Raw genomic sequence first — 18,905 nt, forward strand, 5'->3', positions numbered from 1 at the left:
GGCTCACCGCCGGGCTGGCTCTTGGCGGGCTCACCGCCGGGCTGGGCCTTGGCAGGCTCACCGCCGGGCTGGCTCTTGGCAGGCTCACCACCAGACTGGCTCCCGGCAGGCTCACCACCCCGCTGCCCCTTCGTCGGCTCGCCCCCGAGCGGTCCCTTCGCAGGCTCGTCCGCCGGCCAGTTCCCGGACGGCTCACCCCGCGGCTGCCCCTTCACGGGCTCACCCGCGGCCTGGCCCATGGCTGGCTCACCGCCGGGCTGGTTGCCGGCGGATGCGCCGCGCTGCCGCACTTCCGACGGCTCGCCACCCAGCTGCCCCTTCCCTGACCCGCCCCCGAGCGGTCCCTTCGCCGGCTCGTCGGCCGGCCAGTTCCTGGTCGGTTCGGTGCTGGGGCGGCCCTTGGCCAGTTGCTCCTCCGAGCGGCGCTGCGCGGGCCCGGATCCGGGGTGCCCCTTCGCGGGTTCGTCTCCGGCACCGCCCTGCAAGGAGCCGGCGCCGGTCCCCCCGTCGTGCGTGTCGGCCTCGATCGCCGCCCCCGGCCCCGACCGGGCGCTCGCCTCCTGCCGCTGCTCCGGCCCGCCCGGCACCCGGGCCAGCTCCGGCGAGGACGTGTCCAGCGGCACGGACCAGGACCGGACGAGCCCCAACTGCACGGCCTGGCGCGGAAGCGCCGCGTCCAGCAGCCAGTCGGCGGCGACCCGGACGCGGTTGCCGGGCATCGCGGCGAGGTGGTAGCCCCGCGCCACCGCACCGGCCGGCACCCCGGACAGGGGCACGCCGAGCGGATTGGCGGCGGCCTTCGCACCGCCCAGGTCGACGACGAAGCCCAGGTCGCGATGGCGGTAGGGCTTGCGCGAGCCGCCCAGGCCGAGCGAGGCCGCGACGTTCTGAGCCGCGACCTTGCCGTGCCGCCAGGCGTGCTGCGCGGTCATCGTCGTGTAGCTCCCCGGCTTCTCCAGATCCGGCACCGCGGCCACGTCGCCGCAGGCGAACAGCTCGGGCCGGCCCGGCACCTGGAGGTGCGGGTCGACGAGCAGCCGCCCCTTCTCCAACGGCAGCCCGAGGGACTCGACCAGCGGGTCGGGCCGTACGCCCACGCACCACACCAGCGTCCGGCTCTCGACGAACTCGCCGTCGGTCAGCACGACGCCCTCGTGCGTGGCCTCCTTCACGGAGGTGCCCATCCGCACGTCCACGCCCCGCTGCCGCAGCACCCGGTCGGCGGTGGCGGAGAGCCTCTCGTCCATCTCGGGCAGCACCCGCGGCGCCACGTCCAGCAGCATCCAGCGCGGTCGTATGCCCTGCCGCAGCGGGTGCTTGCGGACCTGCGCGTCGGTGAACATCTGCCCGTGCGCGGCGACCTCCGTACCGGTGTATCCGGCGCCGACCACGACGAAGGTGCACCGGGCGGCGCACGTCTTCGGATCGTCGTCGGCGGCTGCCAGCTCCACCTGCCGGGTCACGTGGTCGCGCAGGTACAGCGCCTCCGGCAGCCCCCGGAAGCCGTGCGCGTGCTCGGCGACACCGGGGATCGGCAGCAGCTTGTTGACGCTGCCGGCGGCGAGCACCAGCCGGTCGTAGGCGAGCGTGCCTTCGTCGCCCTCGGGCCCGGTGTAGTGCAGGGTCCGTCCGTCGAGGTCGACCCGGTCGGCCTCGCCCAGCACCAGCCGTACGTCCGGCAGCGTGTCCGAGAGGGAGACCGTGACCCGGCGCGGTTCCAGGACACCGGCGGCGACCTGGGGAAGCAGGGGCAGATACAGGAAGTAGTCGGTCGGGTTCAGCAGGGTGATGTGCGCCCGGCCCCGGGTCTCCCGGGACAGGGTGCGGGCCGTGCGGTACCCGGCGAAACCGGCACCGACGATCACGATGCGGGGTCGACTCACGGTTCGCTCGCCTCCGGCGCTGTCGCGTGGCTCGGGAGCCTTCCGCGTCCCCCTGGCCAGGGCACCCAAACGTCCGCCGGGGTCGGACGCCGCCGGTTTCCGGTCCCGCGCCCGGGTACCCGGTGCGGGATACGGACCGCCGATGTCGCGGAGGCACTCCCCCATGCCCGAGTACGGTTATTTCCTCTCGTGCGAGCAGTACGGACCCGCCGAGCTGATCGAGCAGGCGCGGATGGCCGAGCAGGCCGGATTCCAGGCGCTGTGGATCTCGGACCACTACCACCCGTGGAACGACGAGCAGGGCCAGAGCCCGTTCGTGTGGTCGGTGATCGGCGCGCTGTCGGAGGCGGTGTCCCTGCCGGTCGAGACGGCGGTGACCTGCCCGACCGTGCGGATGCACCCGGCGGTGGTGGCGCAGGCGGCGGCGACCAGCGCGGTGATGACGGAGAACCGCTTCCGGCTGGGTGTCGGCTCCGGCGAGGCGCTCAACGAGCACATCCTGGGTGATCACTGGCCGCCGGCGCACGTCCGGCTGGACATGCTGGAGGAGGCCATCCAGGTGATGCGCCGGCTGTTCACCGGCGAGGAGGTCAATCACCACGGCCCGCACTACACGGTGGAGAACGCCCGCCTGTACACGGTCCCGGACGAGCCGATCCCGATCGACATCTCCGGCTTCGGCCCGGCGGCCACCCAGCTCGCCTCCCGCGTCGGCGACGGCTACATCACCATCGAGCCGGACGAGGCGATGGTGGAGCAGTACCGCAAGGGCGGGGGCGGCGGAAAGCTCGTCAGCGGCGGCACCAAGGTCTGCTACGACACCGACAAGGACGAAGCCGTGCGGACCGTCCACCGGCTCTGGGCGAACGAGCAGCTGCCCGGCGAGCTGGGCCAGGTGCTGCCTTCCCCGAAGCACTTCGAGCAGGCGCAGCAGCTGGTCACCGAGGACATGGTGCGGGAGAACCGGGTGTGCGGCGACGACGTGGACGAGCACGTGGCCGAGCTGAAGCAGTTCGCCGACGCGGGCTTCGACCGGGTCTACGTCAACCAGATCGGCCCGGACCTGCGCGGCTTCTTCGACTTCTATCGCACGAAGGTGCTGCCGCAGCTCCAGCAGGCCGTCTGAGGCAGGCGGGGCGATCCGATGGAACTCCACCGTCCCGCCGTGTCCGTGTACACGGTGCCGACCGACGCTCCCGAGGCGGACGGCACGCTGGCCTGGGACTCGACGACCGTGGTGATCTGCGAGGTGTCGGCGGGCGACGCGACCGGCACGGGCTGGACGTACGGCCCGGCGGCGGTCGGTGACTTCCTCTGCGCCGAACTCGCCCCGCTGGTCGAGGGCAGGAGCGCCCTGGACATCCCCGCGGTGCACGACGCGATGTGCCGGTCGGTGCGCAACGCGGGCCGCCCGGGCATCGCGTCGTGCGCGATCTCGGCCCTGGACATCGCCCTGTGGGACCTCAAGGCCCGGCTGCTGGAACTCCCCCTGGCCCGGCTGCTGGGGGTGCGGCGCGAGCAGGTGCCGGTGTACGGCAGCGGGGGCTTCACGACGTACCACGACACGCATCTGGCCGCGCAGCTGAACGGCTGGGTGCACGGGCAGCACATCCCGCGCGTGAAGATCAAGATCGGTGAGGGGTGGGGCCGCGAGGTGGCCCGCGACCTGCACCGTGTCCGGGCGGCACGCCAGGTCATCGGCCCGGACGCGGAGTTGTACGTCGACGCCAACGGCGCCTACACCCGCAAGCAGGCGGTGCGCGTCGGACACGCCCTCGCCGAGCACGGCGTGGGCTGGTTCGAGGAGCCGGTGTCCTCGGACGACCTGACGGGCCTGAGGCTGGTCCGGGACGCGGTGGTGTGCGACGTGACGGCCGGGGAGTACGGCTTCGACCTGCCCTACTTCGCCCGGATGATCACGGCCGGTGCGGTCGACTGCCTCCAGATCGACGCGACCCGCTGCGGCGGACTGACCGAGTTCCTGCGCGCGGCCGCCCTGGCCCACGCCCACGGCCTGGAGGTCTCCGCGCACTGCGCCCCGCACGTCCACGCGGCGGCAGCCGCCTCGCTCCCCAACTTCCGGCACATCGAGTGGTTCCACGACCACGTCCGCATCGAGGACATGTTCTTCGACGGCGCCCTGGACCCCACGGGCGGCACGGTCCGCCCGACCCAGGGCGTGGGTCACGGACTCACCCTGCGGACGCAGGAGGTCGCGGAGTACCGGGTCGCCTGAAGCCGGTAGGCCGACTGAGGTGTGCCCCCGGGGTGCCTACCGGCCCCGGCCGGCGTGCCCCGTCAGCTTGCGGGCGGCCAGGACACCCGCCGCCCCCACGGTCAGGGCGGCGCCCATCCGCCGCCGGTTCCGCGAGACCCACTGCTGCGGGCTGTCGTGCACGGCCTCGTCGTCGAACCGCCCGTGCGCGCCGAAGTCGTGGCCCTGCCGCCCGTCCGCCGGGGCCCACAGGTTGGCCGGCCCGTCGTGCCGGTCCTCGTCCTGCTGTGACGCGAAGCCCGTGCGCGCCAGATAGCGGTCGAGCAGCCCGGGGGCGACGGCGTTGGCGAGGAGCGTGGCGGCCGTGGAGGCGCCCACCCAGTACTCCCGGCGCCCGGCGTGCGAGGCCGCGTACACGATCGCCCGGGCCGCGACCTCCGGCTGGTACACGGGCGCGACCGGCCGGGCCCGGCCCCGCATGCGGTTCAGCACCCAGTCGAACTGCGGGGTGTTGAGGCCGGGCATCTGCACCATCGTCGTCCGCACCCCACTGCGCTCGTGGAGCAGTTCGCAGCGCAGGGACTCGTTGAACCCCTGGATCGCGTGCTTGGCCCCGCAGTACGCCGACTGGAGCGGGATGCCCCGGTAGGCCAGTGCGGAGCCGACCTGCACGATCGTGCCGCGGTCGCGCGGCAGCATGTGGCGCAGGGCCGCCCGGGTGCCGAACACATAGCCCAGATAGGTCACTTCGGTCACGCGGCGGAACTCGTCGGGGCCGATCTCCGTGAACGGGGCGAAGACCCCGGTGAAGGCGTTGTTGACCCAGACGTCGATGGGGCCGAAGGTGTCGACGACCTGCTGGGCGGCGTCGTCGACGGCCTTGGCGTCGGAGACGTCGGCGCTGATGACGAGGGCCTCACCTCCGGCGCGCCGCACGTCGTCGGCCGCGGCGGCGAGCCCTTCCGTGCCCCGGGCCAGCAGGGCGACCCGGTCGCCTCCGGCGGCGAAGGCGCGGGCCGTGGCCCGTCCCACGCCGCCGCTGGCTCCGGTCACCACGACGACGCGGCCGTTCGGGGTCTGTGTCGTGCGCATGTCGTATCACGCCCTACGGGGAGGCACATCGGGGTCGTCCGCCGGCCGCGGGGGCACCACGCCCGGGGCGGGCCCGCCGGCGGCGCCGGCGACGGGGCCGGCGGCGGGCGGGGCCGGCGGCACGGGCGGCACACCGCCGGGCATCCCGGCGCCCGGGCCGGTGCTCTCGTGTCCCGGCGTCATCCCGGCCGCGTGCGCCGGGCCCGGGCGGGACGCGGACGGGCGGGCCATGCCGCGCAACACGTATGCCAGGGCGCCCAGGATCACGGCGGTGATCAGCGCGGCGGCCCAGTCGGGCAGGCCGAGGGCGAGGGCCAGTCCCACGGCGAGCGCGAGGGCCGCGCCCGCGTACAGGGCGAGGGCGCCGGACGCGGCGTACAGCATCGCCTTGCGGCGCTGCCTGCGCGTCTGCTCCCGCAGTTCGTCCCGGACGGTCTCGCGCGCCACCTGTGCCAGCTCGTCGACCAGATGCTTGTCCAGATGCTCCAGGTGATCCAGCGGCTTCATACCCGGCCGGGTACCCTCGCCCCCTGGTGCGTAACTAGGCTCGTCGTCATGGAGATTCTGGGTGCCACACTGCGCGTCTGCGTCGACGACCTCGAGACCGCGATTCCCTTCTACGAGCGGCTGGCGGGCGGCAGAGCCCAGCGCTTCGAACGGGGCGGTGTCCAGGTGGCGGCGATCGGCTGCTTCCTGCTGATGAGCGCTCCCCCGGCCGAACTGGAGCTGCTGCGCAAGGTGGCCGCGACGATCGCCGTGACGGACGTCGAGGAGACGCACAAGGTGCTGACCGAGCTGGGCGCCCACATCGTCGCGGGCCCCATCGCCTCACCGGCGGGCCGCAACCTGATCGCCCTGCATCCGGACGGGTCGGTCTACGAGTACGTGGACCGCCAGGCGTGATCCCGGCCGGGGCCCGGTTCAACGCCGCCCCGGCTCCTGGATCATCTCGGCGGTGATCGCCCAGCGCTGGTGGTCGCGCCAGGCTCCGTCGACGAAGAGCATGTTCGGCGAGAAGCCCTCCAGGCGGAATCCGCTGCCGCGGGCCAGGGCGATCGACGCGGCGTTCGCGGGCTGGACGTTGATCTCCAGCCGGTGCAGCCGCATCCGCCCGAACGCGTACCGCACCACGAGGTCCAGCCCTTCGCGCATCAGCCCCCGCCCGGCGGCGTGCGCGAAGGCGCCGTAGCCCAGCGCCCCGGACTGGAAGCCGCCCTCGACGATGTTGTTGATGTTGATGAACCCGGCGATGGACCCGTCGCCCTTCTCGCAGACCAGGAAGCCTGCCTTCGACGGGTCCTCGATCAGCCGGGCCGCGTACGCGCGGTACGCCGGTACGCTGTCGGGCGGGAAGAGCCAGGGTTGGTGCAGGTCCTTGCTCTGACGGGCGCGGGCGGTGAACTCGGCACCGTCCGCGTGGGTGAAGGGGCGTATGCCCACCCGGGGGCCTTCGGCGAGGTAGCGGGATGCGTTGTGCGGCACCCCGCCACAGTAACCGCGCCGGCGGTGTCCCTTCAGAACCCGGCGGCCTCAGGACCCGGCGACCGGCAGGTGGAGCACGCCGGGCTCGCGGGGTCCGCTGACCACGGTCACCGGCTTGATCCCCCGGTTGCCGAAGTAGGCGTCGTCGCTCGCCGCGATCACGAACCGCAGCCGGTGCCCGGTCTCGTACCGGTGCACGACCCCGGGGAGGGTGACGGTGAAGCTCTTCGTCACGTCCGGTACCCGGACCGGTGCGACCAGACGGCGCACGAGGGTGCGGGTGCCGTCGGGGGCGACGTCGTAGATCTTGGCGAAGAGGACGAGCTTGTCGGCCGCGTCGCCGGAGTGCTGCGTGCGCTCGGCCTTCGGGGAGTGCACCCTGAGTGTGGCCCGGGGCGCGCCGACGACGTCGAGGGGGCGTTCCAGCGGCTTGCTGGTCCAGTCGAGGTAGGTGCCCTTCGTGTCGTGCGGGGGTGGGTCCTGCAGCCCGATGAGTCCGGCCAGTGAGCTCTCCGAATGGCTCGTGGGGATCAGCCGGTTGGTGTAACCACGAGTGCCGCGGGCCACCTTGTTGCGGTTGTCGACGAGCTTGCCGTCCCCGGAGAGGTACAGCGTGCGGTTGAGCCTGGGGAGGCGGTCGGCGGTGGCGTAGGTGCGGTGCGGGTCGGTCACCCAGTCGCGGTAGTAGGCGAAGGCCGGTCCCGTGTCGACGTGCGTCTGCTTTCGCAGGTGGCGGTCGAACCAGGCGAGGATGCGCCGGCCGACGTAGCTGGTGTCCAGGTTGCCCCGGGACAGGTCGAGTTCTCCGGTGGCCGGGCCGGTGAGGCCGGCGCTGTGGCCCCAGGACTGCCAGATCATCTTCACGGGGGTGCCCTGGGCCCGGAGCGTCCGGTAGGTCGCCGTGGCCTCGTTGAGGTTGAAGAGGGTGTCGGCCTGCCCTTGGACCAGCAGGGTGGGCGCCTTGACGCGGTGCAGGTACGACACCGGGGAGACGCGGCGGGCGAAGGCGAGCAGCTCGGCGGTCCGGTCGGCGGGGTAGCTGCCGGAGTTGAGGGTGTGGATGGTCCGGCAGGCCTGGGTGACGAAGTGCAGGCAGGCCAGGGAATTGACGCGGGAGGGGTCGAGGCTGGGCTGGAGCAGCGGCTGGCCTTCGCCGATGAGGTAGAAGCCGTTGGTCCACTGCCATTTGAAGACGCCGGGGACGCCGGCGCTGCCGACGGCGTTGTTGGGGTCCAGCGCGTAGGCGAGGTCGTGCCAGGTGATCATGGGGACGAGCGCGTCGAGGCGGTGGTCGACGGAGGCCGTGGCGAGCTGGACGGCGCCGCCGTAGGAGCCGCCGATCATGCCGACGCTCGGGTCGCCGGGGGCGTCGAGGGTGACGAAGTCGGCGGTGGTGCCGTCGTCGGCGGCGCGTTTGCCGCCCAGGAAGTCGACGAGCCGTGAGGCGGCGGCGCCGTCGATGTCCGGGTCGTCGAGGGAGACGAGGCAGCCGCTGCGGCCGAAGCCGAGCCCGGAGTAGACGAGGGAGACGTAGCCCCGCCGGGCGAAGGCCTTGCCGATGGCGTCCGTCGAGCCGTCGGACTTGCTGCCGCCGAAGCCGTTCGTGCCGAGCACGGCGGGCGCCGGGTGGTCCCGGTCCACGCCCGCGGGGCGGTACAGGTCGGCGTCGACGGTGCAGGAGCGGCCGCCGGCCTGGACGGTGAACTTCAGCGGGGTGACGCTGTAGGGGTCGGCCGCGAAGGCCGGTGGGGTGAGGACGAGGGGGGCGGCCAGCGCGGCGCCCAGAGCGAGAGCGAGGGGTGCGCGGGATCTGGGCACGCGTCGGGACACACGGACCTCCACGGTGAGGGGTGACGGCAACGACGACAACGGCAACAACATGGACAACCCGGATACCGACCAGTAGGTACTGGTCGGTAGTCATGGTGTGACACGTGTCAAGGGGCGTCAATCACCGAAACGGGGGTTTCTTGACAGGGTTTCAGCAGCGGAACGCTCAGCTCAGGGCCGGCGCGTCGAACGTCAATGTGCCTGCGGTGGCGTCCAGTTCGGCCGGGACGCCGAGCGGCATCGTCAGCGCGCCCTCACCGTGCCCGAACCCGAACTCCTCCACGACCGGGACGCCGAGGCCGCCGAGCCGGTCGGCGAGCACCGCGCGCAGCTCCTCGTACGGGCCGCACGCCGCCCAGGAGCCGAGCACGAGCCCGGCGACCCCGTCCAGCCAGCCGGTGCGCAGGAGTTGGGTCAGATACCGGTCGACGCGGTACGGGCTCTCGCCCACGTCCTCGATGAGCAGCAGCCCGCCCCGGGCGCCGGGGAGGGCGTGCGGGGTGCCGAGGTCGCTCGCGAGCAGGCTGAGGCAGCCGCCCAGGGTGACGCCCCGGGCCCGTCCGGGCACCAGCGCGGTGCCGCCCGGGGACACGGCGGTGACGGTCCGCACGGACTCGGGGTCGAAGAGGGTGGCCCGCAGATGCTCCTGCGCGCGGCCGTGCTTGAGGAAGTCGACGCCGGCCGCCGCCGGGCCGTACAGGGTGACCAGTCCCAGGCGGGTGGCGAACGCCTGGTGCAGGACGGTGATGTCGCTGAACCCGGCGAACACCTTCGGGCCCGCCGCTCGCATCGCCTCCCAGTCGAGCAGGTCCAGCATGCGCTGCGCCCCGTATCCGCCCCGGGCGCACAGCACGGCGGCGACGGCCGGGTCGCACCAGGCGTTCTGGAGGTCGGCGGCCCGCTGGGCATCCGTGGCGGCAAGGTAGTCGAACTCCCTGTGACGGCCGAGCACGTGCGGTGCCACCACGGGGTCGAGGTCCCAGCCGCGCAGGACGTCGAGCCCGGCCTGGAGCCGCTCCTCGGGCACGGGCCCGCTGGGCGCGACGACGGCCACGCGGGCGCCGGGGGCGAGTCGGGGCGGTCGCAACAGAGGTCTCACTTCTTGAGCTCCAGGGTCGGGACGCCGGGCGGGTTCAGTCCGAACACCTGGGCGTACAGGGAGAGTTCGGCCTCCAGGGCGCGCACCATGGTCTCCGCCCGCCGGAACCCGTGCCCCTCCCCCTCGAAGGCGAGGTAGGCGTGCGGCACCGGCCGGTCCCCCAGCTCGGCCAGGAACCGCTCGCACTGGACGGGCGGGCAGATCACGTCGTCCAGGCCCTGGAGCAGCAGGAACGGCACGTTCAGGCGGTCGGCGTGGGTGGCGGGCGAGCGCTCCGTGTAGCGCGCGGGTACGTCGGCGAGCGGCCCGATCAGGCTCTCCAGGTACCGCGACTCGAAGTCGTGGGTCTCACCCGTGCCCCAGCCGGTGAGGTCGAGGATGGGGTACTTGATCGTGCCGCAGGCGTACACGTCGGTCGTGGTGAGCGAGGCGGCCGCGGTCCAGCCGCCCGCGCTGCCGCCCCGGACGGCGAGCCGGTCGCGGTCGGCGGTGCCCTCGTCGGCGAGGGCCAGGGCGACGGCGGCGCAGTCCTCGACGTCGACCACGCCCCACTGCTCGCGCAGCCTCTCGCGGTACGCCCGGCCGTATCCGGTGGAGCCGCCGTAGTCGACCTCGGCGACGCCGATGCCGCGCGAGGTGAAGTAGGCGATCTCCAGGTCGAGCACGAGCGGAGCGCGGGCGGTGGGCCCGCCGTGCGCCCAGACGACGTACGGCGGCAGCTCGTCACCGGGGGCGACGCAGCCGGGGTGGTGCGGCGGGTAGATGTGGGCGTGGATGTCGCGTCCGTCGGGCCCGGTGAAGGTGCGGATCTGCGGCTCGGGGTAGTACGCGGGGTCGACTGCGTCGTCGTGCTCGGCGCCGATGACGCGGGCGTGGCCGGTGCGAGTGTCCAGCTCGACGACCTCGTAGGCGCTGCGCGGGCTGGCCCCGACGGCGACGACCTGCTCACCGTGGGCCGCCAGGGTGGGCGCGAACTCGGTCCAGGGCCCGGCCGCGTCGACGACCTCGCCGGTCTCCGGGTCCAGGATCCCGAGGGCGGTGGCGCCCCGGCCGTGCACGACGGCGATCAGGCCGCTGTCGAGCGGCGCGAACCATCGCATGCCCAGCGTCCACAGGGCCCCGCCGAACTCCTCCTCCCGCCCGCACAGCGGCTCCCCGTCGAGGTGGAGGTTCCACCAGCCGCTGCGGTCGCTCGCGTACAGCAGGCGGCCGTCGTGGGTGAAGTCGGCCTGCGCGATGGACTCGCCGGGCCCGCCGGCGACGGTCCGGGCACCGCGCAGGGTGCCGTCGGGGCCGACGTCGGCGAGGAGCAGTTCGGTGCCGTCCCAGGGCATGCGCGGATGGTCCCAGGCCAGCCAGGCCGCCCGCCGCCCGTCGGGCGACAGCTTCGGCCCGGTGACGAAGCGGTGCCGGTCGTCGGTGAGTTCGCGTACGGCGTCCCGGTCATCGGCGGCGGAGCCGTCCAGCGGTACGGCGGCCAGGACGCGGCGCACATCGGCGGGCCCGGGCCCGGTGAACTCCTCCAGTACGCACCACACCTCGCCCCGCTCGGGCCGCAGTCGCGGCTCGGCCCAGCGCAGGCCCGCGCCCACGTCGGACAGGGGCGTGAGCGGACGCGGCTCGCCGCCGGGCTCGTACCGGTACAGCCGCTGGTCGGCGAAGTGCACGAAGACCACCAGCGGGCCGTTCTCCCCCGGGAGGGCGGCCCAGGGATGTCCGCCGTACTCGATGACCCGGCTGCGCACGTTCCACGGCGCGGGCAGCAGCGACTCCTCCGTGCCCCCGGCGAGCCGCCGCACCAGGGTGCGCCTTCCGCCCTCGGCGGGGCGCGGCTCGGTCCACCACACCTCGTCGCCGACGAACTCCACGTACTCGGGGTGCCCGTCGTGCGCGGCGGCCAGGGCCGCGTCGATGGGCGAGGGCCACGCCCCGTACGGCAGCGTCCGCACCGTCTCCCCCACCCCCCTAGGCCGTGCGCAGGAACCGGTCGAGCACGCGGACGCCGAAGTGCAGTGCCTCGACGGGCACCTTCTCGTCGACGCCGTGGAACATGGCGTTGTAGTCGTAGCCCTCCGGCAGCTTCAGCGGTGTGAAGCCGTAGCCGGTGATGCCGAGGCGGGAGAACTGTTTGGCGTCCGTGCCGCCGGACATGCAGTACGGCACCACGTGCCCCTCCGGGGCGAACTCCTCGACGGCGGCGCGCATCCGGGCGAACGTCGCCGAGTCCACCGGCGCCTGGAGGGCCACCTCGTGGTGGTGGAACTCCCAGTCCACGTCCGGCCCGGTGAGCAGGTCGAGGGTGTCGCGGAACTCGTCCTCACCGCCGGGCAGATACCGGCCGTCCACATGCGCCACGGCCTCCCCGGGAATCACGTTGATCTTGTAACCGGCGTCCAGCATGGTCGGATTGGCGCTGTTGCGGAGGGTCGACTCGACCAGCCGGGCGGCCGGTCCGAGCTTGTCGAGCAGCCGGTCCACGTCGGTCAGGTCGGGCTCGATGCCGTACAGCGCGGCGAGTTCGGTGAGCGCGGCGCGCACGGTCGGGGTCAGCCGCAGCGGCCACTCGTGCTCGCCGATCCGGGTGATCGCGGCGGCGAGGCGGGTGACCGCGTTGTCCTTGTTCACCTTGGAGCCGTGTCCGGCCCGGCCGCGTGCGGTGAGCTTCAGCCAGGCGGTGCCCCGCTCACCGGCCGAGAGGGGGTAGATCTGCCGTCCGGCGCCGTCGTGGAAGGTGAAGGCCCCCGACTCGCTGATGCCCTCGGTGCAGCCCTCGAACAGCGCGGCGTGTTCGTCGGCGAGGAACCCGGAGCCGTCCTCGGCGCTGGCCTCCTCGTCGGCGGTGAACGCGACGACGATGTCCCGCCGGGGGCGGACGCCCTGGCGTGCCCAGCCGCGGAGCACGGCGAGGATCATCGCGTCCATGTTCTTCATGTCGACGGCGCCGCGTCCCCAGACGACCCCGTCGCGGATCTCCCCGGAGAACGGGTGCACGCTCCAGTCGGCGGCCTCGGCGGGTACGACGTCCAGATGGCCGTGGAGCAGCAGCGCGTCGGCCGAGGGGTCGGTGCCCTCGACGCGGGCGACGACGTTGGTGCGGCCCTGGGTGCGCTCCAGGAGCGTCGGCTCGATTCCGGCCTCGGCGAGCCGAGCGGCGGCGTACTCGGCGGCGGGCCGCTCCTGGCAGTCGCCCCCGCCCCGGTTGGTGGTGTCGATCCGGATCAGGTCGGACGTGAACGTCACGACCTCCTCCAGCGCCTGCCCGTCCGCCTGCTCAGCCATACTGCTCCTCCACCGCGGCCGAGACGATCGTGGTGACCGCCTTGAAGGCCCGGATGCCCTCGTACATGGTCTCGCTCGTGTACGCCACCTTCCGCTGCCCGATCCTCTCCACACCCGGCACGACGGTGGCGGCCATGGCCAGGTGCTCGGCGTCGAACTCGACGGCGACGGTGAACGGCCCGCCGTGCACGGGTTCGTGACGCACCGCCAGTGAAGCCGCCTCCTTGGCCGCCGCCCGGATGTCGGCAGCGGTCCTGGCGGGCGTACGGCACACGGCCGCGTACCGCGAGACGTGGTCCTTCACGGCGACCTTCAGCGCCTCGGGCGCGTACCCGAGCGCGTCCTCGCAGGCGACGTCGTCCCCGGTGACCAGCACCACCGGCACCCCGAACTCGGCGACGACCCGGGCGTTGAGCAGCCCCTCGCTCGCGGGGACGTCGTTCAGCCACACGCCGGTGATCTGGTTCGCGAGGTAGGTGTGCGCGAGGACGCCCTCCATGCCGGCGCCCGCGTGGTAGCCGACGAACGCGATGCCGTCCACGTCGCCGTGCTGCACACCCTCCACCATGGACAGCGCCTTGTGCCGCCCGGTGAGCAGCTGGGCCCGCTCGTCCAGCTGCTCCAGCAGCAGATTGCGCATGGTCCAGTGCGCCTCGTTGACGATCACCTCGTCGGCGCCGCCGTCGTAGAAGCCGAGGACGGCGGCGTTGACGTCGGAGGTGAAGAGCGAGCGGCAGCGTTCCCACTGCGAGGCACCCGGCAGCACGTCATCGGGCCAGGTGACGCCGGTGGCGCCCTCCATGTCGGCGCTGATGAGGATTCTCATGACGAGCCGTCCCCCCGGATGGAGATCTTCATGGTTCGTCACGTTACGCGCTGCGGGCGGAACCGGCTACGACATGTCACCACCGTATGGGCAGGTCGGTGATGAACGAGGTGAGCCGGTCGGCGATCAGGCGGTCGTCATGGGCCGAGTAGTGCCAGTGGCAGCCCGTGTAGTCCAGGCCGGTGTCGTCCAGGCGCCAGTAGCGGACCCGGCGGTCGCCCGCGCCCGTGCGTTCCTCGACCACCTGCTGGACGTGTCCGGCGAACGGGCCGGCGCCGACGGCCAGGATGGTCGTCCCGGGCCCGTAGCGCGTGCGCAGCTTCTGGAGGAAGCCGCTGTAGGCGCTCCGGTAGGCGGCGGCGAGGCTCTCCTCGGTCCAGGGCTCGCCCGGGCCCACGGGGGTCGAGAAGTCGTTGGTGCCGAGGTGGACCACCACCAACTGCGGCCGCCAGGTGCCCGGGTTGTGCCAGACGTCGCCGGGCACGTTCAGCAGCGCGCGGTCGTAGAAGGTGCGGTAGTTCACCTCCGGCGTGCCGCCGTTGTAGTTGCGGACCATCCCCAGGCCCGAGTACGCGTTGATCTGGTAGTCGGCGCGCAGCCGCCGGGCGGTGAGGGCGCCGTAGCTGACGTCGGTGTTCGTGGTGCGCGCGACCTGCTCGCCGGTGCAGTCGCGGGAGGTCGAGAGGTTGCCGTAGCCCACCGTGAGGGAGTCGCCGACGAACTCGATCTGGCGGCTGCGCGCGGCCGGCCGGGTGAGGACGGCGCCGCCGGGCGCGGCGACGAAGCCGCCGAACGAGCTGGTGCTCCAGGGGGTGTCGTTGCGCTTGACGAGCCGGACGGTGTGCACCCCGTCGCGCAGGCCGTTGATCCAGTGGGTGGTCCGGCCCGGCGTGACGAGCGTCGCGACGGTGGCTCCGTCGATCTGGACGTCGTAGTCGGCGGCCGGGTCGTCGAGCACGACGCCCACGCCGGTGCCGCGGAAGCGGCCCTCGAAGTACACGCCGGGCCAGCTGTACTGGAGCACGTCCCCGGCGTCCTTGACCCGCCCGGCGGTGTGCACGCTCGCGCGCACGCCGTCCTTGTCCGGCGGGGCGGCGGTGGCGACCGCGGGCGGGCCGGCCAGCACCAGCGCGGCCGTCGACGCGACCAGCATCCGTAACCAGGGCATCGGCATGACTGTCCTCCGGGGGACGAGGCAGGTGCACGGACCGGGCGGCATGACCGTACACCGACAAAAACCCCGTTCACCAGACCGCGTCGCGCTCAGCTCCGCAGCCGGTCGAAACCGAAGGGCACGAGGGCCTCGGGCCGCCGCCCGGTGACGACGTACTCGGCGAGCCGGTGCCCGGTGACCGGGCCCAGGGTGACCCCGAGCATGCCGTGGCCGGTCGCCGCGAAGGCGTTGTCGTGGCCCGGGACGCGGTCGATCACCGGCAGCCCGTCGGGGAGGAACGGCCGCCCGCCGACCCAGGGGTCCCGGATCAGGCCGACCAGGTCGTCCGGGTCGTCGAACCAGCGGCCCAGATAGTGCCGGCTCGCGAGGGCGACCGCGACGATACGGCGCCAGTCGAGGCGGTTGTTGTTGCCGCTGAGCTCCATCGTGCCGCCGATCCGCGTGGTGCCGCCGATCGGGGAGGCGACGGCCCGGCGCTCGCCGAAGTACAGCGTGTGCCGGGGCGCCGGATCCAGGTCCACGGAGAAGCTGTAGCCCTTGCCGGCCTGGAGCGGCAGACGGTGCCCCAGGAGCCCGAGCAGATCCGGCGAGCGCATGCCGGCGGCGACGACGACCGCCGCGCAGGGCAGTTCGCTGTCGGCGGTGCGCAGGGCGGTGACCCGGCCGCCCGCCGACCGGAACCCGGTGACCTCGGCGTTCTCGTGGATCTTCACACCCGCGGCGGCCAGCGCCTCGCCCAGGGCACGCGCGAACGCCTCCGGGTCGACCACCCCCTCCCCCGCCACGAGGTAGGCCGCGCGCACGGCCGGGGACAGCGCCTCGTCCAGCAGGTGGGCCTCGGCGCCCGTGACGACGTCGTCGGGCACGGGGTAGTGCCCGTGCGACATCTCCCGCTGGAGCGCGAGGTGGTGCCGGGCCTCGGCCGGCGACAGGAAGGCGTGCACCATCCCGGGCCGGGTCAGCGTCGTGTCCACCCCGGAATCGCGCAGCCCGTCGAACAGGCCGAAGGTCTCGCGGTTCAGCTCGGCGATCGCCGAGTAGCCGCGCCGGAAGACGGCCGGGGTGCTGCTGCGCCAGAACCGCCACAGCCACCGCACGAACGCCGGGTCCGGAAGCGGCCGCAGGTACAGCGGGGAGTCGGGACGGCCGAGTGAGCGCAGGGCGTAGCGCACCACGCCCGGGGCCGGCACCGGCGTCGAATGGCTGAGGCAGACCCAGCCGGCGTTGCCCCTCGACGCCCCGGACCCCAGCCGGCGCCGCTCGACCACCTCCACCGGCAGCCCCGCGGCGGCCAGGTAGTAGGCCGTGCACAGCCCGACCACGCCGCCGCCCACCACGACGACGGGACCCGCCACGGCGCTCACGACGCGTTCCCGTACGACGCGAGGAACTCCCTGGTGCGGGCCTCGGCGGGGGCGTCCAGGACGTCCTCGGGCCGGCCCTCCTCCACGATCCGGCCGCCGTCGACGAACACGACGTGGTCGGACACCTCCCGGGCGAAGGGCAGTTCGTGGGTGACGAGCAGCATCGTCATCCCGTCGGCGGCCAGTTCGCGCATCACGCTCAGCACCTCGCGGGTCGCCTCGGGGTCCAGGGAGGAGGTGGGCTCGTCGAAGAGCAGCACCTCGGGCCTGAGGGCGAGGGCCCGCGCGATGGCGACGCGCTGCTGTTCGCCGCCGGAGAGCTGCTCGGGCCGGGCGAGGGCGCGGTGGGCCACCCCGACGCGCCGCAGCAGCGCCACGGCCCGCTCCAGGGCCTGCGGCTCGGGCACGCCCGCCTTGCGCTGCGCGAGCACCACGTTCTCCACGGCGGTCAGGTGCGGGAACAGATGGAACCGCTGGAAGACCATGCCGACCGTGCGGCGCAGCCGGGGCAGGTCGCGGCAGACCATGCGGCCCCCCTGGTGGACGGTCTCCCCGGCGACCTCGACCATGCCTTGGTCCGGGCGTTCCAGCAGGTTCACGCAGCGCATCAAGGTCGTCTTCCCGCCCCCGCTCTGCCCGATGACGCTGACGATGCTGCCCCGGCCGACCTCCAGGTTCACCCGGTCGAGGACGAGCCGGCCGTCGAAGGACTTGCACAGCCCCTCGATCCGTATGACGGCCTGGGAGGAGGCCGGGGCGGCGGGCGTCGCCGCGGCCACTGACTCGGTCATGCGGACATCTCCTTCACGGGAACGGCGGCGGCCGGCTCGGCGGCGAGCAGGGCACGGGCCGCCCGCAGGCGCCGCCGGCGCCACGGCGACAGGGGGACTCCCGACCGGACCTTCCGCTCCAGGAGCAGCAGCAGTTGGGACAGCGGGTAGCACAGGGCGAAGTAGATCGCCGCGATGACCAGGTACACCTCCAGGGCCCGGAAGGTCGCCGAGGTGATGAGCCGCCCCTCGGACATCAGCTCGGCGGCGGAGACGGTGACCAGCAGCGAGGTGGACTTGAGCAGGTCGACGAGCATGGTGTTGGTGCCGGGCAGCGCCAGCCGGAGGGCCTGCGGGAGCACGATGTGGCCGAAGATACCGGTCCTGCCGATCCCCAGCGCCTCGCCGGCCTCGGTCTGCCCGGTGTGCACGCCGCTGATCGCGGCACGGAAGATCTCGGACAGATAGGCGGCGTAGAAGACGATCAGGCTGAGGCAGCCGGCCGTGAACACGTCCAGCCGGATCCCGGCCGAGGCGAGGCCGAAGTAGGTAAGGAAGATGATGGCGAGCAGCGGGACATTCTTGAACACCTCGGTGTAGACGGCGGCGAGGGCGCGCGCCGGCCAGGCCCTGCTGAGCCGGAGCAGCGCCACGGCGAGGCCCAGGAACACCGCTCCCGAGAAGCTGACGACCGTGTAGGACACGGTGCGCCCGAGCGCGGAGATGAGATCGGGCCGGTAGTCGGACCAGGGGACCTCGAAGAGACCGGACATGGCGGCTGCTTTCACTGGGCGAGGGACGGGGGCGTCCAGTTCTTGGGACGGTCCACGCCGCGGCGGGCCGTGGCGACATCGGCTGCGGGCACGAGGAACTGCTTCGGGTCGCCGCCGTACTTGCGGACGAGCTTGTCCAGCTCGCCGTTCCTGTACATGGCGTCGATCTGCGCGGAGATCGCCCGCTCCAGCTTGGTGGCCTTCTTCGGCAGGTAGAAGCCGGTCTGGTACGGCTGGAAGTACGCGTAGGCGGGCTTGGCCTCGACCTGCGCGGCGGTCGGCGGCGTCAGGTACTGGGTGTCGATCTTCAGCTCCGGACGCTGCTTCTGCGCCGCGATGATGATCAGCGGGTCGAGGAAGCCGACGTCGACCCGGCCCGCGCCCAGGTCGTCGAAGACACCGTTGGCGTCGGGGTAGGCGTGCAGCTTGGCTCCGGGCACGGCCTGGATGGACTTGACCCAGACGTAGCCCTCGACCGTGCCCAGGTTCAGGCCCTCCAGGTCCCCGACCGTCTTGTACGTCTTGCCGCTGCGGACGGCCATCGCCGGGGGCGAGTAGTAGGGCGGATCGGTGAACAGCCCCTGTTTCTGCCGGTCGGCGGACCAGGCGACGCCGCCGACGGTGATGTCGACCCGGCGGGACTGCACCCCGGCGAGCATGCCGGCGAAGTCCGTCACCTCCGGCTCGACCTTCAGGCCCAGCTTCTTGGCCGCGTAGGCGAGGATGTCGCCGTCGAGTCCGACGATTCTCCCGCCCTGGACGCTGGTGTACGGGGCGTAGGGCTGGACGGCGACCTTGAGGACGCCGGGCGTGAGGGTGCCGAGCGCGGCGGTCTCGGCGGACACGTTCTTCGGGGCGTCGTCCCCGCCCGAGCCGCAGGCGGCGGTGGACATCAGGAGCATCGCGGACAAAGCGAGAGCGAGCGAGCGCGCACGGATCATCGGCTCGGGCCTTCCGTCTCGGTGCTGAAGGATCCCGCCGATTCACCGGACACTGTGCTCCCGGCGGGGAGGTGATGAGGCCCATACGCTAGGCACAGGCCCGCCACGCGTCACCGTTCACTTCGTACGAACTTGTCGCCGCGATCCCTGCCTCCCCTGTACGGTGCGTCCAACCCG

General features: G+C 72.9%; 17 protein-coding genes. 3 read left to right on the forward strand and 14 right to left on the reverse strand.

Annotation, left to right across the window (positions count from 1 at the left end; all coding sequences use genetic code 11):
- Positions 1-1,883 (reverse strand): NAD(P)/FAD-dependent oxidoreductase (locus CCL05_RS10430; RefSeq protein ID WP_107400446.1); only part of this gene is annotated, 1,883 nt, incomplete at its 3' end.
- A 163-nt stretch (positions 1,884-2,046) separates the two neighbouring features.
- On the opposite strand from CCL05_RS10430, the gene CCL05_RS10435 reads away from it, so the two are divergent.
- Together CCL05_RS10435 and CCL05_RS10440 are read left to right on the forward strand one after the other, a co-directional pair.
- Positions 2,047-3,009, forward strand: a complete 963-nt coding sequence (locus CCL05_RS10435; RefSeq protein WP_086560231.1) for an LLM class F420-dependent oxidoreductase — start codon at positions 2,047-2,049, stop codon at positions 3,007-3,009.
- 18 nt (positions 3,010-3,027) lie between these two features.
- Positions 3,028-4,119 (forward strand): enolase C-terminal domain-like protein, encoded by a 1,092-nt coding sequence (locus CCL05_RS10440; protein ID WP_086560232.1) that lies wholly within the window; start codon positions 3,028-3,030, stop codon positions 4,117-4,119.
- A 36-nt stretch (positions 4,120-4,155) separates the two neighbouring features.
- Here the strand turns inward: CCL05_RS10440 and CCL05_RS10445 are convergent, their stop codons facing one another.
- Both CCL05_RS10445 and CCL05_RS10450 read right to left on the reverse strand, forming a co-directional pair.
- On the reverse strand, positions 4,156-5,190 hold the full coding sequence (locus CCL05_RS10445; RefSeq protein ID WP_086560233.1) for an SDR family oxidoreductase: 1,035 nt from the start codon (positions 5,188-5,190) through the stop codon (positions 4,156-4,158).
- 6 nt (positions 5,191-5,196) lie between these two features.
- A complete protein-coding gene (locus CCL05_RS10450) occupies positions 5,197-5,697 on the reverse strand; it encodes a phage holin family protein (RefSeq protein WP_086560234.1) in 501 nt (166 codons plus the stop codon).
- Between the two features lie 48 nt (positions 5,698-5,745).
- Between CCL05_RS10450 and CCL05_RS10455 the strand changes: the two genes are divergently transcribed.
- The gene (locus CCL05_RS10455; RefSeq protein WP_086560235.1) at positions 5,746-6,093 is read left to right on the forward strand and encodes a VOC family protein; all 348 of its coding nucleotides are present in this window, start codon (positions 5,746-5,748) and stop codon (positions 6,091-6,093) included.
- Between the two features lie 18 nt (positions 6,094-6,111).
- On the opposite strand, the gene CCL05_RS10460 is transcribed toward CCL05_RS10455, so the two are convergent.
- From CCL05_RS10460 to CCL05_RS10510, 11 genes are all read right to left on the reverse strand, one after another.
- Complete coding sequence (locus CCL05_RS10460; RefSeq protein ID WP_086560236.1) at positions 6,112-6,672, reverse strand: GNAT family N-acetyltransferase; 561 nt, start codon at positions 6,670-6,672, stop codon at positions 6,112-6,114.
- A gap of 48 nt (positions 6,673-6,720) precedes the next feature.
- On the reverse strand, positions 6,721-8,553 hold the full coding sequence (locus CCL05_RS10465) for a CocE/NonD family hydrolase (RefSeq protein WP_425275905.1): 1,833 nt from the start codon (positions 8,551-8,553) through the stop codon (positions 6,721-6,723).
- Positions 8,554-8,668: 115 nt separating this feature from the next.
- Positions 8,669-9,601, reverse strand: coding sequence for a S66 peptidase family protein (locus CCL05_RS10470; RefSeq protein ID WP_086560238.1), 933 nt, complete (start codon positions 9,599-9,601; stop codon positions 8,669-8,671).
- Positions 9,598-11,562 (reverse strand): prolyl oligopeptidase family serine peptidase, encoded by a 1,965-nt coding sequence (locus CCL05_RS10475; RefSeq protein WP_086560239.1) that lies wholly within the window; start codon positions 11,560-11,562, stop codon positions 9,598-9,600. The genes CCL05_RS10470 and CCL05_RS10475 overlap by 4 nt, the downstream gene beginning before the upstream one ends.
- A gap of 4 nt (positions 11,563-11,566) precedes the next feature.
- On the reverse strand, positions 11,567-12,880 hold the full coding sequence (locus CCL05_RS10480; RefSeq protein ID WP_086560240.1) for a M20/M25/M40 family metallo-hydrolase: 1,314 nt from the start codon (positions 12,878-12,880) through the stop codon (positions 11,567-11,569).
- Positions 12,873-13,706, reverse strand: a complete 834-nt coding sequence (locus CCL05_RS10485) for a M55 family metallopeptidase (protein ID WP_086560241.1) — start codon at positions 13,704-13,706, stop codon at positions 12,873-12,875. The genes CCL05_RS10480 and CCL05_RS10485 overlap by 8 nt, the downstream gene beginning before the upstream one ends.
- Positions 13,707-13,782: 76 nt before the next feature.
- Entirely contained in the window at positions 13,783-14,874 is a 1,092-nt protein-coding gene (locus CCL05_RS10490; RefSeq protein WP_244204234.1) for an SGNH/GDSL hydrolase family protein, read from the reverse strand.
- A gap of 95 nt (positions 14,875-14,969) precedes the next feature.
- Positions 14,970-16,244, reverse strand: coding sequence for an NAD(P)/FAD-dependent oxidoreductase (locus tag CCL05_RS10495; protein WP_244204235.1), 1,275 nt, complete (start codon positions 16,242-16,244; stop codon positions 14,970-14,972).
- Positions 16,241-17,035: an amino acid ABC transporter ATP-binding protein gene (locus CCL05_RS10500; RefSeq protein ID WP_086560243.1), complete on the reverse strand. Its 795-nt coding sequence runs from the start codon at positions 17,033-17,035 to the stop codon at positions 16,241-16,243. Before CCL05_RS10500 ends, CCL05_RS10495 begins: the two co-directional genes overlap by 4 nt.
- On the reverse strand, positions 17,032-17,787 hold the full coding sequence (locus CCL05_RS10505) for an amino acid ABC transporter permease (protein ID WP_086560244.1): 756 nt from the start codon (positions 17,785-17,787) through the stop codon (positions 17,032-17,034). The genes CCL05_RS10500 and CCL05_RS10505 overlap by 4 nt, the downstream gene beginning before the upstream one ends.
- A gap of 11 nt (positions 17,788-17,798) precedes the next feature.
- Complete coding sequence (locus CCL05_RS10510) at positions 17,799-18,728, reverse strand: substrate-binding periplasmic protein (RefSeq protein ID WP_086560245.1); 930 nt, start codon at positions 18,726-18,728, stop codon at positions 17,799-17,801.
- Positions 18,729-18,905: the final 177 nt, after the last annotated feature.

This window comes from Streptomyces africanus (assembly GCF_002150735.1).
In the GTDB taxonomy this organism is placed as follows: domain Bacteria; phylum Actinomycetota; class Actinomycetes; order Streptomycetales; family Streptomycetaceae; genus Streptomyces; species Streptomyces africanus.

Excerpts from the sequence above, each read along its gene's own strand:
- CCL05_RS10435 (WP_086560231.1), top strand. The coding sequence starts at position 2,047 with ATGCCCGAGTACGGTTATTTCCTCTCGTGCGAGCAGTACGGACCCGCC.
- CCL05_RS10485 (WP_086560241.1), bottom strand. The coding sequence starts at position 13,706 with ATGAGAATCCTCATCAGCGCCGACATGGAGGGCGCCACCGGCGTCACC.
- CCL05_RS10455 (WP_086560235.1), top strand. The coding sequence starts at position 5,746 with ATGGAGATTCTGGGTGCCACACTGCGCGTCTGCGTCGACGACCTCGAG.
- CCL05_RS10450 (WP_086560234.1), bottom strand. The coding sequence starts at position 5,697 with ATGAAGCCGCTGGATCACCTGGAGCATCTGGACAAGCATCTGGTCGAC.
- CCL05_RS10480 (WP_086560240.1), bottom strand. The coding sequence starts at position 12,880 with ATGGCTGAGCAGGCGGACGGGCAGGCGCTGGAGGAGGTCGTGACGTTC.
- CCL05_RS10505 (WP_086560244.1), bottom strand. The coding sequence starts at position 17,787 with ATGTCCGGTCTCTTCGAGGTCCCCTGGTCCGACTACCGGCCCGATCTC.
- CCL05_RS10500 (WP_086560243.1), bottom strand. The coding sequence starts at position 17,035 with ATGACCGAGTCAGTGGCCGCGGCGACGCCCGCCGCCCCGGCCTCCTCC.
- CCL05_RS10490 (WP_244204234.1), bottom strand. The coding sequence starts at position 14,874 with ATGCCCTGGTTACGGATGCTGGTCGCGTCGACGGCCGCGCTGGTGCTG.
- CCL05_RS10510 (WP_086560245.1), bottom strand. The coding sequence starts at position 18,728 with ATGATCCGTGCGCGCTCGCTCGCTCTCGCTTTGTCCGCGATGCTCCTG.
- CCL05_RS10445 (WP_086560233.1), bottom strand. The coding sequence starts at position 5,190 with ATGCGCACGACACAGACCCCGAACGGCCGCGTCGTCGTGGTGACCGGA.
- CCL05_RS10465 (WP_425275905.1), bottom strand. The coding sequence starts at position 8,553 with ATGTTGTTGCCGTTGTCGTCGTTGCCGTCACCCCTCACCGTGGAGGTC.
- CCL05_RS10440 (WP_086560232.1), top strand. The coding sequence starts at position 3,028 with ATGGAACTCCACCGTCCCGCCGTGTCCGTGTACACGGTGCCGACCGAC.